The sequence below is a fragment of the Streptomyces sp. NBC_01571 genome, assembly GCF_026339875.1.
Lineage (GTDB): Bacteria > Actinomycetota > Actinomycetes > Streptomycetales > Streptomycetaceae > Streptomyces.
This window is the reverse complement of the sequence record NZ_JAPEPZ010000002.1, coordinates 665,627-681,995: the sequence shown is the minus strand read 5'-3', so window position 1 is coordinate 681,995 and position 16,369 is coordinate 665,627. Positions and strand designations below refer to the sequence as shown.

Below are 16,369 nucleotides of genomic sequence, written 5' to 3'. Positions count from 1 at the left end.
GCGGGGCGGGTGGGAACGCCGCCCGCCCCTGCAGGAGGCCGTCCGGAAGACTGAGTCCTCTGACGTCCTTCACGTCCTCAAACGGTGTCTCCTGAGCGCCGTCGTCACCTGGCAGTCATCTACGCCGTTGCCCAAGCATGGGAGTCCGGCGGGCACCCGGACACAGGGCGTGAACGGCCGGCATCCACCGCGGGTGGGTCAGTCCCGGCAACGGGACGGGACCCACCCGCCGTCGTCTTTCGGCACCGAGACGATCAAGGTGCTGTGGCTGTCCGCCACGGGGTGGGGCTACAACATCGACCACCTCGGTACCGACGCGCGGGACTGGCTCCGGCTGATCGACGGCATCAGCGTCGGCGACAGAACCATCCGGAGACGGCGGGTCCCGGGACCCGCCTGGGGGAGGGGTAGCCGGAGACAAAGCCTTTTTGCAAGGCTTTCATCGATTTAGCTAGCTATTGTCGGTGTATATCTTGCGCACGGGAGGCCCTCGGTCGACTCCGGCACCAGGCTGGAGCCCGCCGGGTGCGCGGTAACCGAGCGTGTGGCCGGTTTCCAGGAAGGTCGGTGACGGTCGTGGAGTCTCCTGCGTCGGGCTCCGCACGGGACTGGAAGGAGATGGCCGCTCACTTCCGGCATCTGGTGACGGACACCGACGCCTCGAGCGCCATGCTGTTCCTCCTTTCCCCCAAGGAGCCCGTCCTGCAGTTGTCGATGCTGTACGGCACGTCCTGGACCGTTCTCTCCGCCTGGGCACGGATCCACGTGGAAGAGGCGATCCCGGCTGCCGAGGCGACGCGCGAGAGGCGCATGGTCTGGGTCGGCGACTCCGAGGAGCTGGCCCTGCACTATCCCCGGCTCGCTCTCATGGTTCCCGAGCACGCCGTGGCGGCCGCCCCGATCTTCTCCGGTGAGGCCGTACAGGGTGCGGTCTGCCTGCTGTGGCCACCCACGCATCCCGTGCGGCTGAGCCCGGCGGAAGAGGCGGCGATCGATACGTTCTGCCGCCGAGCAGGCCTGTTGTTGGAGCGCTCGACGCGAAGCGGACATCCGTTGCTGCCCGGCAAGCGCCCCATGGCATTGACGGCGGAGCGGTCCCGCACCCCGGATCAGGCCGAAGCACTGGCCGCTCATGACTACGCCATGCGCCTGCCGGGGGCGATGTCCCTGGATCTGGAAGGTCGGATCACCTTTGTCAGCAAGGCGGCGAGCGACCTGCTCGGAGTGGGCGCCGCCGACCTGCTGGGTGCGCGACCGTGGGAGCTTGTGCGGTGGCTCGGTGGTCCCGACTTCGAGGAACGGTTCCGTGCCACGGTCATCGGCCACCGGCCCGCTCACTTCACCGTCACACCCGCACCCGATGTGTGCCTGTCCTTCGAGCTCTACCCCGACCCCTCAGGTGTCAGCGTCCACATGGCGGCCCTTCCCCAGACGTCACCGGCCGGTCAGCGCCGACACGTCCTGCCTTTCGTGGAGCCGACCGAGATCAAGCCGTTCCACCAGTTGATGCACCTGGCGGCAAGCCTCACGGAGACGGTGCGGGTGAGCGATGTCGCCGACGCCATCGCCAACCAGTTCCTGCCCGCCTTCGGTGCCACGGGCCTCGTGCTGATGACCGCGGCCGAAGGACGGCTGCGGGTCGTCGGTCACCGCGGCTACAGCACGGCCTTCCTGTCCCTCTTCGACGGCCGCTCCCTGGCCTCCGACAATCCGCCCGCGAAGGCCCTGACCGGCCACAGCCCCCTGTTCTTCGCCAGTTTCGCCGAGTTCCAGCAGAAGTACCCGGAGGCTGTCCGATACGGCACCAAGAACGCGTGGGCGTTTCTGCCGCTGGTCATCCGCGGTCGGCCGGTCGGAATTCTCGTCCTGTCCTTCGACCGGCCCCGCCGGTTTCCGTCGACGGAGCGCAATCTCCTGATTTCAGTGGCCGGACTGGTCGCCCAGGCCCTGGACAGGGCCTGTCTGCACGAGGCCAGGGACGATCTGGCCCGCACCCTGCAGACCGGTCTGCTGCCGCAACGACTACCCGCCGTTCCCGGCCTGCGGGCCGCCGCCCGCTACCTGCCCGCGGCTCACGGCATGGACGTCGGAGGCGACTTCTACGACCTCATCCGCTGCGGCACCGCATGTGCCACAGCGGTCATCGGCGACGTCCAGGGCCACAACGTAGGGGCTGCGGCCGTGATGGGCCAGCTGCGCACCGCCGTTCACACCCACGCCGCCTTGGGAATGCGTCCGGACGACCTCCTCGCCCGTACCAATCAGGTGATGTGCGACTTCGATCCCGGCCTCTTCGCCAGCTGTCTCTGCATCCAGTTCGATCTGGTCCGGCGCCGGGCCCTCCTGGCCACGGCCGGACACCTTCCGCCTCTCCTGCGCCATCCTGACGGCCGTACGGAGGCCCTCGCACTGCCCCCGGGACTGCTGCTCGGTATCGTCGCGGACGCCGACTACCCGGCAGTGGACATTCCGTTGTCCTCAGGTCTCACCCTGGCGCTCTACACCGACGGGCTCGTCGAAGCACCGGGCATCGACATCGACGATGCGATCAGCGCCCTCGCCGACCGAATGGCCCATGCCCCGAACGACGACGTCGAAGGTCTCACCGAAACCCTCCTCGGCGATGCCTCGCTCAACCCGCGCACTGACGACATCGCCATACTGCTGGTCCGCGTCACGAACTGATCCACGACTGCCGACGAGTCCATTCGTCGTGGTACCCACCGAATCTCGTGGCGAGGCCGGGCAGAGCCCCTGCTTCAGTCTGTGGCGGACGTGCGGGCTTCGCAGCCCTGGCACGCCCACGCTTCTACCGCATGGCAGCCGCAAGCACAGGCAAATCATGGCCGAATGAACGCTTTCAGTGGCGAAACCGCACTTCTCGTTGCGGCACCAACGGGATGGCGCACCATTGAATGACCGCCGCGATCATGAGGGACTCGTGCCGAAGCCGGCCAGGAGCAGGGATGCGGTACATCGTCACAGCCAGGCATGCCGGCCGCACCAAGGCCGGCCTTCGCCCAGCTCGCCAGGGTGGGTGGGGGAGGCGCTGCCAGCAGTGCTGTCGGTGAGCTGGACTGGCTCAGTCTGCCAGTCGGGCAAGAGCCAGGGCGTGAGCGTGGTCGAGGGAGTCGGCAGCGGCGCAAGGGATGTCCGGCTGCACACCGACGCCCTCCCAGTTCTTGCTGGAGACGGGGTGGATGGCACGGCCGACGGGGACGGTGGCTTCCAGGTGTGGATGCAGGGTCCAACCCTGGCACGGATGGGCGCCGCCGCGGGTGGGCTCGCCGACGACCACGGCGCGGCCGAGCTGCTGGAGGTCGTACGCCAGCTCCTCAGCGGCAGAGAAGGTGCTGTCGCTGGACAGCACATACAACGGCTTGCTGCCGCCGAAGCGCGCGCCGGGAACGTGCGGGAGGCTCCAGGACTGCTCGCTGCGCTCGCCGCCGCGCCAGTACATGGTGTTGAGGTGGGTGCGCTCGTCGAGCAGGTAGCTGCAGACGAAGGCGACCGTGTCCGGGTCGCCGCCCCGGTTGGCCCGCAGGTCCACGATCAGTGCCTGGGCGCGGGAGGCCAGGGTGAGCGCGGCGCTCAGCGGCTCGGCTGCCCACTCCAGCGGAAACAGCATCGGTGCGAGCTCCACCACGGCGACCCCTCCGTCGAGCAACTGCACCCGGGGCGCACCGCCCAGAGAGGAGTCGAAGTCCCGGCGCATGGCGTCCAGGGTGGCCGCCCCCTGCTTCGGGGGGACCGGGACGGCGTGGTGCTTCAGTCTCAGGTGCCGGTCGCCGTTGACGGACTGCAGGTCCGCGGTGACCAGGCGGGCGAACTCCTCGGCGTCGTCGACGTCGTAGGCGCCCTCGGCGAGGCGTCGTTGCAGCAGGCCGGCCAACTGCTCAGCTATCTCGGGGAAAACGTAGTGCTCGGTCAGCAGCCTGGCCGTCTCGTCGATGACAGGGGCAGGCGCAAGCTTCGTCGGAGTCGTCATGGCAGGGAGTAGAGCACTGCCCTTGCGAAAGCATCAAAGGGTTTAGACGCTCTTGGCATGTGTGATCAGCCTCCCTGTCCGCCGCCTCCTGAGGACGTCCTGGAGATCGGTGCGCCTGAGCAGTTCGCGGCGCTCTCTCACCCCTTGCGTCAGCGGTGGCTCTTCGCCCTGGGCCACCGGCCTGCCACCACCAGCCAGCTTGCGGCGCAGCTCGAGCGAAGAAGGGCAACGTGGCCCACCACCTCAAGGTGCTCCGCGAGGCCGAGTTGGTCCACATCGCCGAGACGCGCCAGGTCCGCGGCGGCACCGAGCAGTACTACCAGCGCACGGCCCGCCAGATGGTCGTCGCCGAACCCCAAGCGACAGGCACCGCCGCGATGCTCGCCGCGGTCGCCCAGGAGCTGGACCGCTCACCCGTGGAGACCCACCTGACACTTCGCCACCTACGTCTGAGCCCCGCGAAGGCAAGAGAACTCGGCGAGGCCCTCGCCCAACTGGTCGATGAGGCCGAGGAGGAGGCAGACGCGCCGGAGTTCGGCGAAGGTAACGATCAGCAGCGCGCCGTCCATCACCGCCATGTTCCGTGCGTCGGCGATCGCGAGTACCGCGATCAGCAGCCGGAACGCCTTGCGGCGCTCGTCGAGAGGGGCAAGGCCAGCGATCTTTCCCAGCTGCTGTTCGATTCGGCCGCGTGTGATCAGTACCGCGGCGCCACAGTGCTCGGAAACGGCCTCCGCCGCCTTCGGAATGCCTGGCCAGAGGGGCTCTCGTGAACAGTCCCGTAGCGGATGTCCCGTAGCGCTGGCTACAGCGGCGTCAAACGGCCCCGTCATGACGGCTCGAAGCGGCCCCGTTTCGTGAAGATCCATGGCGGCCCGAAGCGGCCTCGTGCCGGCATGGCCCGGTCTCTGCCGGAGCCGGCGAAAGCCTCTGCTGCACAAGTGGGGCCAACTCGAGCCGCCTGAGCGGGGCCGAACGACATCGCAGCCAATCAACCTGTACGCGGGTGAGGGCCGGTTGGGCCTGGGCTGAGGGCCTTGTCCCACCGTGAGTCGATGGGGATCATGACCGGGTGCAGCACCAACAGAAACTCCACGAACTACTCGCACGCGCCGGACTCACGGTTGTCGAGGACGTGCGCCCGGGCAGCCTGTTCCCGCCGGAGGCCGGCTGGCGGATCGCGCGGGGGATCGCGGCACCGGACGGTGCGGCCCGGGAAGCGCTCGACGCCGCGTGGTGGAGCCGCCTTGCAGATGCCGACGGAGAGTTCCTGGTGGCAGTCCTCGGACATCGGATCGGCGGCAACGACTCCTGGTGGACCCAGGTCCGCTACGCCGGCGGCGGTGTGCCGGGGCTGACCGGCGACCCCGGGTTCGTGGCGCTCTCCCTCGACGGGCAGGTGCTGCTGGCGGAGGTGCCCGGCGCGGACGGGTCTCGGGTGACGGCCCTCGACCGACTGCCGGAGCGGCTGGAGGAGGCCGCCGTGGCCGCCGGGCGCGAGACGGAGGTCGAGCGCGCCGAGGTGTGGGCGGCGGTGCCCGGCCGGCCGGCATGGCCTTTGCACTGGGCGGAGGGGATCGGGTCCAATCCGGCCGCACCGGACGAGCTGCTGATCCGGCTGCTGGATGTGGAGGCGGGCTTCCTGTACGGCTGCGACCGGCCCGCCGTACTCGACGCCGCCGTGGCACATCCCGATCCGAGGGTGCGCTCGAGGCCCGCGGACACCTTCCGGCCCAAGCTCACGTCCGATCAGTGGGTACGCCTGGTCCGCGCCGAACCGTCGCCGAGCCGGCGCGTGCTCTGGGCCGAGCATGCCTGCGCCTGGGGCGTCGAACTCCCCGGAGACCTGTACGACGACCTCCTCGCCGGCCCGTCCCGCGCTCAGGCGGCCGAGCTCCCGGGACTCCCTGCACACCACCTCCCCAGCCTCGCGGCCGACGCCGATCCCCGGGCGCGGGCGACTGCCTGCGCCCGGTGGGAAGACCTCGCCGCGCCGCTGCGGGCGCGACTGCTGGCCGACACCGACGACGCGGTGCGTACGGCGGCGCTGCTCGCCCACCACACCGGCGTCCCCATGCCTCGCGAGGTCTTTGCCGCGCTGCCCCCGCCCCGTAGCGCGCTCGAACAGTGCCGTCTCTCAGCCGAGCTGGAGGCGGAGCTGGTCCGGGACGAGGACGCGGAGGTACGCCGAGCGCTGGCCGCCAACCCGCGGCTCAGTGCACACGGCGTCGCGGTCCTGGCAGAGGACCCGGACGACGACATCCGCTCGGCGGTGGCATTGCGGCCCGACCTCGACGAGGATCAGCGTGCCGCGGTGCGCTACGACTTCGACCCGACGTCGGTGTCGCGCACTCTGCCCTGGGTCAAGGGCCTGCACGGTGACGCCGACGCGATGCGCCGCCTCGCCGTATCGTCCCATCCGCTCATCCGCCGAAGCGTGGCCCGTGCGCGACATCTTCCACCGGACGTCGTGGAGCGTCTGGCGCGGGACGAGGACCGGACGGTCCGCCTGTTCCTCGCCGAATCGTGCGACGACGCGCCGGCCGAGATGCTGCTGGAGGTCTGGCGCTGGTGGGACGGCAGCTTCACTTACCCCGACCGCCCCCGCAGCCACCCCAACTTCCCCCGTACGGGCCTGCTGCGCTACGCCGGCGACCCCGGTGGGCGGATGCGCCGCCTGGCCCTGGACGACCCGGAGTCCACGCCTGCCGACGTCGCACGTCTCGCCCGCGACCCGGAAGCCGAGGTGCGCCGCCGCGCGGCCGAGGACCCCCGGCTGTCACCGGCCGACGCGGTGCGGCTGCTGAACGACCCAGCGGACCACGTCCGCGGGACCGCGATGCGCAATCTGCGACTGCCGGCCCGCGTCCTTGCCGGGCTGCTGCACGACCGCGACACGGCATGGGCGGCGGTCACCAATCCGGCGATCCCGGTCCCCGTCCTGCACCGCATCCTGGCCGCGGCCGCGGCAGCCGTGGCAGCCCGGAGCTGAACACCGCCACCCCGCAGGGCAGCGGTGGCGCTCTGACCCTGAACTCCGGCACACCCCCCGGGCGGCTCGAGCTGGCCCCACTAATGCAGCAGAGGCTCTCGCTGGTCCGGGTCTTGGTTCGTGTCGGCTTGCGCACTGTGTTGTCGCTGGGCGGAGCCTTCTCGGAACGGCGCCGTGATCGGCAGTGCGACGAGCTGGATTCCGCCGGGGACCCTTCCCGTTTGCTGAGCGCGCGGCCGCTGGGTTCAGACGTCCGGGCGGCGGCGCCGGGCAGGTCGTCGAGCAGTGGGTCGCTTCGTGGCCTTCGGCGGTCGCTGAGTCGCAGCGGTACCGTCGGACACTGCGGAGGCGGAAGCAGGAGCGGCAGCGAGGAGCACGGCGGCGCCAACCCCGGGGGACGACGCAGCACGTCGTGGGGGAGGAGCGGCCAGGGTCACCAGGCTTTGCTCCACCCGGTTGTGCTGGAATACGAGTCCAGCAGGTCCACCACGAAGACCAGGGTCGAGCCCCCCGGGATCAACGGCGAGGGTGACTGACTGCCGTAGCCGAGCCGCGGGGGAACGATGATCTCGCGCCGACCGCCGACCTTCATCCCCCTCACCCCCCGGTCCCAGCCCTTGATGACCTTGCCACCGCCGAGGGTGAACTTGAACGGCTGCCCCCGGTCCCAGGAGGCATCGAACTCCTTCCCGGACTCGAAGGTCACCCCGACATAGTGGACCCTGACCACCATCCCCGGCTTCACCTCAGCTCCGTCCCCGACGACCAGGTCCCGGATGGTCAGCTCGGTAGGAGCGTCACCCTCCGGAACGTCGACCTCGGGCTTCGTCAGTTCACTCATTGCAGCCTCATCACTCTCCGTCGGAAGCCGTCGCACGGACCAGCAGGACACCTGGACACTCCATGCAGCAGATGGTTCACGCTACCGAGAACGCCGGTCCCCGGAGCACACCGGATCCGGCGGCCACACGTGATGATCCTGCGCACAGCCGGACGCAACGGGGGCGTGTGGTGACGACGACGGGCGACGTGTCTCGCAATGTGCCGACAGCCGTCTGCACCGCGTCTTGTTCTGGCGAGTACTCCGTGACCTCGTCGAGGAGGCGTGGAAGGCCGGCATCCCCGGCGACCGCCACGTCCGCGCGGAGCTCTCCTACAGCGGGAAGATCAAACAGGTCGAGATCGCGCTCACCGAGGACGACGGCTGACCGCGTTGCCATACCTGGGCGAGCTCGTCGAGGGTCATCTTCTTGCCTTCACCGGTCGCCCGGACAGAGGTTGGCGTGCGCCCAGGATGACGCAACGGGCCCCGCTGCGGGCGACGTTGGCAGCAGGGCCCGGGCAGGCGCGCATCATCCGTTCCCGATACCGTGACCTCACTGCTTGTGGACGTCGGTGATCTCGATGGACACCTCTGTGCTCGCGGAAGCGGTGTTGATCATGGCGGGCTTGTAGTTCAGGCTCGTCCGGGTCGTCAGCTCGGCCGTCTCGATGACCGGGTCGGACCCGTCGCCGCTGATCTCGTACGTGGCGTCCGGGCCGACGTCCTCGGTCCCGACCCGGAGGGTCAGGTTCGGCTCGACGGTGACGTTGCAGCCTGCGAGCCCGAAGCGCTGCCGCTTCGTGGTACGCAGCTTGACCGAGAAGCTGTCGGTGTCGAGGGGCACGTACGTCGGGTCCTCGCTCGTGCGGCGGCGGCCGAGATGTCCGCGTCCGGGATGCTCGACTCGGAGGCTGTCAGGCGGGTTGCTCTGTGGTTTCTTCCAACGGGCTTGCCGGGACTGCCTGTTCGGGCCACTCCGCGGAATTGGGGTTAGTGCATCGAAGGGAGGCGCTCCCTGGAGTGAGAGCGGAACGGTTCGTGCGGCGGTCCGTCCGATACCGAGGGACTGGCCTGCAGCAGGCCGGTGACACTGATTTCCTCGACATCGAGACGATGATGCGACGGGCCCGGCAAGGCCGGGAAAAGATCCCACTGACTGGTCGCCCCATTCCGCGGCGCACGGGGCGGGGCGGGGGCGGCCGGCTCAGCTCCAGCCGAAGCCTGACCTTGCGGTGGCGGCTGCAACGTGGCGGACCACGCCGGTCGGCCAGTCGCATCGATCGAGTTGTCCCGGTCTGTCGGCGGCCCCCAACTCCCCGGCCGGGCCAGGCCTCATGGCGCCGAACGCAACCGTCGCACCGGCCTGTCGCCGAGCCGGACCTTGTCGGGCACGTCCGGATTCGTGCGCCGCGTCTGGTCGCCGCGCTCCTTGGTCGACACAGGTCAGCCCTTACGGGCCGCGCGGGACAGGCGGATCGCCGAGACGAGGAAGAAGATCCCTCCGAGCGTGGCGTAGCCGGCGAGGGCGGTCAGCGAGGGGTCGTTCTGTGAGGCGCTTCGGATGAAGGACGCGCCGGCCAGTACCGAGATGCCGCCGCTGACGATCATGGCCCACTGGCCGCCCATCGGTCGGCGCGCGACGCCCACGAGGAGCTGGATCAGGCCGGAGACGACCGCCCACGCGCCCCAGACGCGCAGAACGTCGGCGATGTTCGAGGTAGTGGCGACCGCGACGCCGACGGCGGCGAGCGCGCTGACGGCCATGTTGGCGTACAGGCCCTTGACCGGCCCGGCGGCGCGCGCCGACCTCGAGTCGACGACGGCCGCAGCCACGTCGAAGGCGGGATAGAGGAACAGCAGCAGCTTGGCCCCGGTGGTGAGGTCGGATCCGGACACCAGGAGGAGCACCGCCCACACGGCGGCGAAGACGAAGCGGATGACGTACAGCCGGTGCAGGGAGGGCGTGGCGGCGACGTGCTTGTCGGAGGCGACGGATGCCATGGGGTTCTCCAGTGGGTGCAGGGTAGAGAGAACGTTCTTTCTTGTCCGCAGCTTGGCACACCCCTTCCGCGATAACAAGAGAGAGCGTTCTACCCGCTACGATGGGCGATATGACGAGGACGGAAGCTGGCACGGGAACCGGCAGGCGAGTCTCCGAGGCTCGGGAGCGGCTCCTGAGGACTGCCGGACAGCTCTTCTACGCCGAGGGCATCCACACGGTGGGCGTGGACCGCCTGGTCGCCGAGTCGAAGGTCACCAACGCCACCTTCTACCGCCACTTCCGCAGCAAGGAAGACCTGGCCGTCGCCTACATCGGAAGCGTCGACCAGGCGATCCGCGCCCAGATCGACACCCTGATGGCAGCGGACACGCCGACCGACGGAATCCTGAGGGGCATCGGCGCGTCCCTGGTCGAGCAGATCCGCTCGCCCGGTTACCGCGGATGCGCCTTCCTCAACGCGGCAGCGGAATTCCCCGCCCCCGACCACCCGGTCCACCGGGCCGTCGTGCAACACCGCGAATGGTTCCTGCAGACGGTCACCGGACTGTTCGCCGAGATCACGGACGAGTCCGCCGACCACGCCGGGCGGCACTTCGTCATGCTCCGCGACGGCGCGATGAGTGCCGGCTACCTCGGCAACCCCGTCCTGGCCGGCGAGACCCTGCTCCGTGGCATCGAGGGACTGCTGCGGATCCACACCGCCCGTCGGCTCGACGAGCCAGCCGCGCCCACGCCCGACCAGGCACCTCCGAACGTCACGCCTGTCCCCGACATCGAGTGCTCGCCGCCCGGCGCGTAACCGCGGCCGGGGCGCGACCGGCGCGTTCAGCTCGTGATCGCCAGGGTGGGGTCCGTCGGGCTCATGATCGTCTGGCTGATCGTGGACGGGCATCCGTGGCCTCGGCAGCAGAGGTCTCGCGGGGGTGCCCCTTGTCTTTGGTCAAGCTGACTGAGTCCCTGCCGCCCGTGGCGGTGTCGGCCTTGGTGTATGCCTGGATCCAGGTGAGCCATCGGGACATGGCGGGGTGTGCACTGTGGTGGATGGCTGGCGCCTCCGCAGGCGAATCGGGTTGCAAACCGCAGGGGGTATGAGTGGAACGGATCACTGAGGATCAGGTCGCACGGCTGGTCGGTTTCGTGTCGGCACGCATCCCCGAAACGGCTCCGCTTCAAGGCGAAGCCCGCCGCACGGCCGCAGCCCTGCGACTGGCCGCGAACAAACAGATCGCGGCGGTGATCTTCTGCCGGAACTCTCCGGCTGAGCACGCGGGGGAGACGGAGCTCAATGCGGCCGCCTCATGGAACCTGCTGGTCGCCTTGGCCGGAATCTGGGACGACCACCCGGAGTTCCCCGCCGATGCCGCCGTAGAGACCTTCGATTTCGACTGCGAGTCGCCCCTCTCGACGACCACGCACCGCGACTCGTGAGCGATCTCGAGCCACTGCGCGGACAGCGGGACCTTCACAACACGCCCTAGATCCAGCCCCTCTTGGCCGCCTCGGCCCCCACCTGGAAGCGTGTCTCGAGGCCGAGCCCGGACGCGATCGCCGCGATGCGGCGGGTCACGGTGCGCGCGCTCGTCCCCAACTGCCGGGCGATCGCATGGTCCTTGTAACCCGCCTGCATCATCTTCAGCAGCAGGAGGTCCTGCGCGCTCGGCCCGTCGGGGGTCTCCGGAGCGGCCGCGACGAGGGACTGCCCACGCTGCCAGTAGGAGTCGAACAACTCGAGGAGTGCGTCGAGCAGTCCCGACCGGTGGACGACGGCGATCCTGTCGTAGCGGCCCGGGACCAGTGCGACCAGCGCGACGCGTCGGTCCATGATGCGCAGTCTGAACGGGAGCGCCGGCAGGATGCGGGCCTGCTCGCCGATCCGGGCCAGGTGGGTGATCAGCTCGAAACGCTCCGGCTGCGCCAGCGCCTCGGGGGTGTAGACCGACCGTATGTCGACGCCGCGGCCCAGCAGGTCCATCGTCAGCTCCTCCTCCAACTCGGTGCTGTAGGGCCCGAGATAGGGGGGTCGATCCAGCACCCAGAAGTGGGTGCGGACCGACTGCATCAGTTCGGCGACGCGCAGGGTGATCTCCGCCTCACCGGTGATCACCTCCACCAGTCCGGTCGGATCCTCCTGCAGCCGACGGGCGCGGTATTCGTCCGCCAGATCGTCGACGGTGCCCCACACCGCGGTGAACGCCGCCTCGGTCTCGGCTCGGCGCCTGGCGAGCAGTGCCCTCAGCGCGGTCTGCGGGCTGACCGGCCGGTACTGGCCGTGCCCTTCCCTTCTCAGCATGCCCAGCTCCACCAACCGGGAGACCGTGCGCCTGACCCGGCTGGGTGTGGTGCCCAGGCTCTCGGCGATCTCGGCAGCCGTCCGGTCCGGCTTGGTCAGATAGATGCGATAGACCCGTTCGTCGAACTCGCTGATCCCCAGGGTGCTCAGCACCGGACGCCCTCCCAGCGAATACCGCCCGGCGAGCCGTCGGGACGGTCGTGACGCGAATCGCCAACTGGCGATGTACGACACGAGTTTGATCTAGACATTCCTCGTTCACAAGCTTTCACTCTGAACGTTCACGCCACCTGTGGAAGGGCTCCGAGCATCCTCGATGCCGACGACCGGTCAGGCGGCGCCACTTGGACGGCAGAGGACGACCGTGCTCTGCCCGACTGCACAGCCGGGAGAGACCTTGTGAAAGCACACCACCGCAGACGCTGGAGTGTGCCGGTTGCCGCCGGTGCTCTGGTACTCGCGCTGGGCGGCCCCTACGACGCGACGGCCTCGGCGCCCTCAGCAGCCCGTTCCGACACCGCCGACTCCCCGACCACCACATCCGCGTCCGACCGGGTGCCCGCCGGCGACCACTCCGTCACACTGATCACCGGTGACGTGGTCACCACCCGACAGAGCCCCGGCACCGACGGCGGGACCGGAGGCACCGTCAGCGTCCGCGGTGCCGGCGGACGCCCGGTGCAGACCCGCATCCTGACGTCGGGCGACGACCTCTACGTGTTCCCCGAGTCCGTGCTGCCCTTCGTGGCCAAGGGCACCCTGGACCGGCAGCTGTTCAACATCACGGCCATGATCGCCGACAGGTACGACGACGCCCACCGTGACCGGCTGCCGCTCATCGTCTCCTACACGCACCCCGCCGACGCGCGCGGCAAGGCCGCCGCTCTGCCCGATGGGGCGACCCGGGTCCGTACCCTCGACGGCATCAACGGCGCGGCCCTCACCGCGGACCGCTCGCACGCCGCGGACTTCTGGAAGTCCGTGGCCGGGACGGCGACGACCGACGGAGCCCGCAAGCAGGCCGCCGCACCGGCTTTCGCCGGCGGGATCGCGCACATATGGCTGGACGGCCTCGTCCACGCCGACCTCGCCGACAGCACCACGCAGATCGGCGCCCCCCAGGTCTGGGCGGACGGCAACACCGGGAAAGGCGTGGACGTGGCCGTCCTCGACACCGGCGTAGACGCGGGACACCCGGACCTCACCGACCGCGTCGCGGGCCGGCAGAGCTTCGTACCGGACGAGAACCCGGACGACCACTTCGGTCACGGCACACATGTCGCGTCCATCATCGCCGGTACCGGTGCGGCCTCCGACGGCAAGGAGAAGGGTGTCGCACCCGGCGCCCGCCTCGACATCGGCAAGGTGCTGGACGACACCGGCTCCGGACAGACCTCCTGGGTCCTGGCCGGCATGGAATGGGCCGCGGTCGACCAGCACGCCAAGGTCATCAACATGAGCCTCGGCGACGGCCAGCCGTCCGACGGAACCGACCCCCTCAGCCAGGCCGTCGACAAGCTCAGCGCCCAGACCGGTGCGCTGTTCGTCGTCGCCGCCGGTAACTCGGGCGCACCGAGCACCATCGGCGCACCAGGCGCGGCGAGCGAAGCGCTGACCGTGGGCGCCGTCGACGCCGACGACGCCGTGGCCGAGTTCTCCAGCCAGGGCCCCCGCGTGGACGGCGCTCTGAAGCCGGAGATCACCGCCCCCGGGGTCGACATCCGCGCGGCGAACTCCCAGTTCGACGGCAACGGCGAGGGCGCCTACCAGACCATGAGCGGCACCTCCATGGCCACGCCCCACGTGGCCGGCGCCGCCGCGCTGATGGCCGCCGCGCATCCGGACCTCACCGGAAGCCAGCTGAAGGATCTGCTGGCCAGCAGTTCCCTGCAGACCCCGCGGTACGACGCCTTCCAGGCGGGCAGCGGCCGCCTCGACGTAGCCGCGGCCTCGCATGCCGGCGTCTTCGCCACGGCGACCGCGTACGCCGCGCAGGTTCCGCAGAATCCCGCCGACGGCGTGCGGCGCCCGGTGACCTACACCAACACCACGGACGCGCCGGTCACCCTCGCGCTGACCGTCGAGGCGGCACACGCCCCCGCCGGCGTGTTCCGGCTCTCCGCCCCCCAGGTGGTCGTGCCCGCCCACGGTACCGCCGGTGTCACCGTGACGATCGACGGCTCGGGCGTCACCACCGACGGCCGGTACACCGGCCAGGTCGTCGCGAAGACCGCGGACGGCAAGGTCGCGGCGCACACCGCCGTCTCCCTCGGGGACGTCGAGCACAAACTGACCATGGAGTTCAAGGACGCCCAGGGGCGGCCCATGTCCGGAGTGGTCGAACTGCTCAGGTCAGGTGACGACGTCCCGCAGTTCATCGTGATCGACGACTCCGGTACGGCGCAGATGTACCTGCCCAACGACGTGTACTCGGTGCTGTCCTTCAAGACGGTGCAGGGCGTCCACGGTCCCCACTCGTGGGGCATGGCGCTGCTGGGGGACCCCGACGTCCGCCTGGACCGCGACACCACCGTCACGCTCGACGCGTCCAAGATCGACCGGATCGACATGACGGCCCCGCAGCGGACCGAGACGACCTACCAGCGACTGGACTACACCCGCCTGATGGGCGGCCAGAACTGGCGGGACTACATGGAGACCCAGACCAACTACGACAGCCTGTGGGCCCAGCCGACCACCCACAAGGTCACCCACGGCGACTTCTACCTCGCGGCCCGCTGGCGCAAGGAGCAGCCCGCACTGGCCCTCTCCACCCGGACCACCGACTTCACCGACGTGCTGCGCCAGGACGGTGTCACCCCCCTGACCAAGGGCAGCGCCAAGCTCCCCCTGATCTTCGCCGGCCAGGGCGCGAGCGCCGACTACGCTCACCTCGACGTGCACGGCAAGGCCGTGGTGGTACGCCGTAACGACGACGTCTCCGACAGGGACCAGGCGGCCGCCGCGATCGCCGCCGGCGCCAAGCTCATGCTGGTCGTGAACAACGTGGACGGCCGCGGCTTCCGCAGCTACAACGCGCCGTTCAGTTCGACGCCCGTCCCGCTCGACGTGGGCCTGCTCAGCACCGACGAGGGCGAGAAGCTCGTCCGGCAGGCCCAGGCCCGCGGCGCTTCGGTCACGGTGGACTCCGCGCCGGTGAGCCCGTACGTCTACGACCTCGACCAGACCTGGCACAACGAGATCCCCAGCCACATGGTGGTGCAGGGCAGTTCCAAGAACCTCGCCCGGGTCGACGAGACCTTCGACAGCCCGGCCCCGGGAAGCACCGGCGGAGAGTTCCGGTTCGACTGGCCCGCCTACAACGACTGGGCCATCGGCGGAATGATGCCGGAGCCGGTGCGGGGGAAGCGCACCGACTGGGTCTCCACCGGGGGCTTCAACAGCTGGAGCCAGAGCGCGTACGCGGACGGCATGGTCTTCGAAGCCGGGCCCAAGACCTCCTACCGGGCGGGCAGCACCCTGTCCGAGGACTGGTTCAAGCCGATCGAACGCCCCTACCTGAACGACGTCTACAGCATGCCCACGCGCAAGGGTGACCACCTGTACATCGACACCCCGGCCTGGGGCAGCCGTGACCACGTCGGCATGAACCAGATCGACGGCGGAGCGGAGCAGCGGCAGACCCTCTACCAGGGCACCACCGAGCTGGGCACGGGAACCTTCACCAACGTCTCGGGCGACGCACCCGGTGCCGGCAAGCTGCCGTACCGGCTGGTCGTCACCGGCAAGCGCGACGTGGCGTTCACCCCGTATTCGTCCAGCACGCGTACCGAGTGGGACTTCACCTCGAAGGCGGCGGCGGACGACGCCGACGCGGTGCTGCCGCTGGTGCAGATCGACTACGAGGTCGGCACCGACTCGGCAGGGCGGGCCGGGCGGCGCGACACCCTGTCCGTCACCGCCGCTCAGCTGCCGGGGGCGGCCGGCGCCGGCAAGGTCGGTGCGGTCACCCTGGAGATGTCCTACGACGGCGGCACGACGTGGCACCGGGCCACGCGTGACCACGACGGGCGATACCGCCTGGACGCGCCGAAGAAGGCGTCCTACGTGTCGCTCAGGGCGAGCGCCGAGGACTCGGCGGGCAACGCGGTGCACCAGACGGTGATCCGGGCGTTCGGCCTGCGCTGACCCACAGCTGCGGATCGCGCGCGTGAAGAACGGTCCGTCCGGGGTCGCACGACCCCGGACGGACCGCTGCCGTCCTCCACGGACCGCTGCCGTCCTCCACGGCCGGGGCGTTCAGCGGGTGCGGG

General features: G+C 69.8%; 12 protein-coding genes. 6 read left to right on the top strand and 6 right to left on the bottom strand.

Annotated features, from left to right (window positions below; genetic code table 11):
- Positions 1–618 precede the first annotated feature (618 nt).
- Positions 619–2,685 carry a SpoIIE family protein phosphatase gene (locus OHB41_RS46230; RefSeq protein ID WP_266707775.1) on the top strand — a complete coding sequence of 689 codons (2,067 nt, stop codon included), beginning with the start codon at positions 619–621 and terminating at the stop codon, positions 2,683–2,685.
- A gap of 397 nt (positions 2,686–3,082) precedes the next feature.
- Here the strand turns inward: OHB41_RS46230 and OHB41_RS46225 are convergent, their stop codons facing one another.
- Entirely contained in the window at positions 3,083–3,988 is a 906-nt protein-coding gene (locus OHB41_RS46225; RefSeq protein WP_266707773.1) for a S41 family peptidase, read from the bottom strand.
- A gap of 443 nt (positions 3,989–4,431) precedes the next feature.
- A complete protein-coding gene (locus OHB41_RS46220; RefSeq protein ID WP_266708373.1) occupies positions 4,432–4,821 on the bottom strand; it encodes a DUF5958 family protein in 390 nt (129 codons plus the stop codon).
- Positions 4,822–5,060: 239 nt separating this feature from the next.
- On the opposite strand from OHB41_RS46220, the gene OHB41_RS46215 reads away from it, so the two are divergent.
- Complete coding sequence (locus OHB41_RS46215) at positions 5,061–6,980, top strand: hypothetical protein (RefSeq protein ID WP_266707771.1); 1,920 nt, start codon at positions 5,061–5,063, stop codon at positions 6,978–6,980.
- A 433-nt stretch (positions 6,981–7,413) separates the two neighbouring features.
- On the opposite strand, the gene OHB41_RS46210 is transcribed toward OHB41_RS46215, so the two are convergent.
- On the bottom strand, positions 7,414–7,821 hold the full coding sequence (locus OHB41_RS46210; RefSeq protein ID WP_323138556.1) for an FKBP-type peptidyl-prolyl cis-trans isomerase: 408 nt from the start codon (positions 7,819–7,821) through the stop codon (positions 7,414–7,416).
- Positions 7,822–8,047: 226 nt separating this feature from the next.
- Here OHB41_RS46210 and OHB41_RS46205 point away from each other — a divergent pair, with 226 nt between their 5' ends.
- Positions 8,048–8,188, top strand: coding sequence for a hypothetical protein (locus tag OHB41_RS46205; RefSeq protein ID WP_266707769.1), 141 nt, complete (start codon positions 8,048–8,050; stop codon positions 8,186–8,188).
- A gap of 168 nt (positions 8,189–8,356) precedes the next feature.
- Here OHB41_RS46205 and OHB41_RS46200 read toward each other — a convergent pair whose 3' ends face one another.
- Both OHB41_RS46200 and OHB41_RS46195 read right to left on the bottom strand, forming a co-directional pair.
- The gene (locus OHB41_RS46200) at positions 8,357–8,647 is read right to left on the bottom strand and encodes a hypothetical protein (protein WP_266707767.1); all 291 of its coding nucleotides are present in this window, start codon (positions 8,645–8,647) and stop codon (positions 8,357–8,359) included.
- A gap of 599 nt (positions 8,648–9,246) precedes the next feature.
- Positions 9,247–9,804 (bottom strand): hypothetical protein, encoded by a 558-nt coding sequence (locus OHB41_RS46195; RefSeq protein WP_266707765.1) that lies wholly within the window; start codon positions 9,802–9,804, stop codon positions 9,247–9,249.
- Between the two features lie 101 nt (positions 9,805–9,905).
- Here OHB41_RS46195 and OHB41_RS46190 point away from each other — a divergent pair, with 101 nt between their 5' ends.
- Together OHB41_RS46190 and OHB41_RS46185 are read left to right on the top strand one after the other, a co-directional pair.
- Positions 9,906–10,604 carry a TetR/AcrR family transcriptional regulator gene (locus tag OHB41_RS46190; protein WP_266707763.1) on the top strand — a complete coding sequence of 233 codons (699 nt, stop codon included), beginning with the start codon at positions 9,906–9,908 and terminating at the stop codon, positions 10,602–10,604.
- 293 nt (positions 10,605–10,897) lie between these two features.
- A complete protein-coding gene (locus OHB41_RS46185) occupies positions 10,898–11,233 on the top strand; it encodes a hypothetical protein (protein ID WP_266707761.1) in 336 nt (111 codons plus the stop codon).
- A gap of 46 nt (positions 11,234–11,279) precedes the next feature.
- On the opposite strand, the gene OHB41_RS46180 is transcribed toward OHB41_RS46185, so the two are convergent.
- On the bottom strand, positions 11,280–12,248 hold the full coding sequence (locus OHB41_RS46180; RefSeq protein WP_266707759.1) for a winged helix-turn-helix transcriptional regulator: 969 nt from the start codon (positions 12,246–12,248) through the stop codon (positions 11,280–11,282).
- A gap of 246 nt (positions 12,249–12,494) precedes the next feature.
- Between OHB41_RS46180 and OHB41_RS46175 the strand changes: the two genes are divergently transcribed.
- A complete protein-coding gene (locus tag OHB41_RS46175) occupies positions 12,495–16,244 on the top strand; it encodes a S8 family serine peptidase (RefSeq protein ID WP_266707757.1) in 3,750 nt (1,249 codons plus the stop codon).
- Positions 16,245–16,369: the final 125 nt, after the last annotated feature.

Coding starts and splice junctions, on each gene's coding strand:
- OHB41_RS46195 (WP_266707765.1), bottom strand. CDS start 9,804: ATGGCATCCGTCGCCTCCGACAAGCACGTCGCCGCCACGCCCTCCCTG.
- OHB41_RS46220 (WP_266708373.1), bottom strand. CDS start 4,821: ATGACGGGGCCGTTTGACGCCGCTGTAGCCAGCGCTACGGGACATCCG.
- OHB41_RS46190 (WP_266707763.1), top strand. CDS start 9,906: ATGGGCGATATGACGAGGACGGAAGCTGGCACGGGAACCGGCAGGCGA.
- OHB41_RS46225 (WP_266707773.1), bottom strand. CDS start 3,988: ATGACGACTCCGACGAAGCTTGCGCCTGCCCCTGTCATCGACGAGACG.
- OHB41_RS46210 (WP_323138556.1), bottom strand. CDS start 7,821: ATGAGTGAACTGACGAAGCCCGAGGTCGACGTTCCGGAGGGTGACGCT.
- OHB41_RS46230 (WP_266707775.1), top strand. CDS start 619: ATGGCCGCTCACTTCCGGCATCTGGTGACGGACACCGACGCCTCGAGC.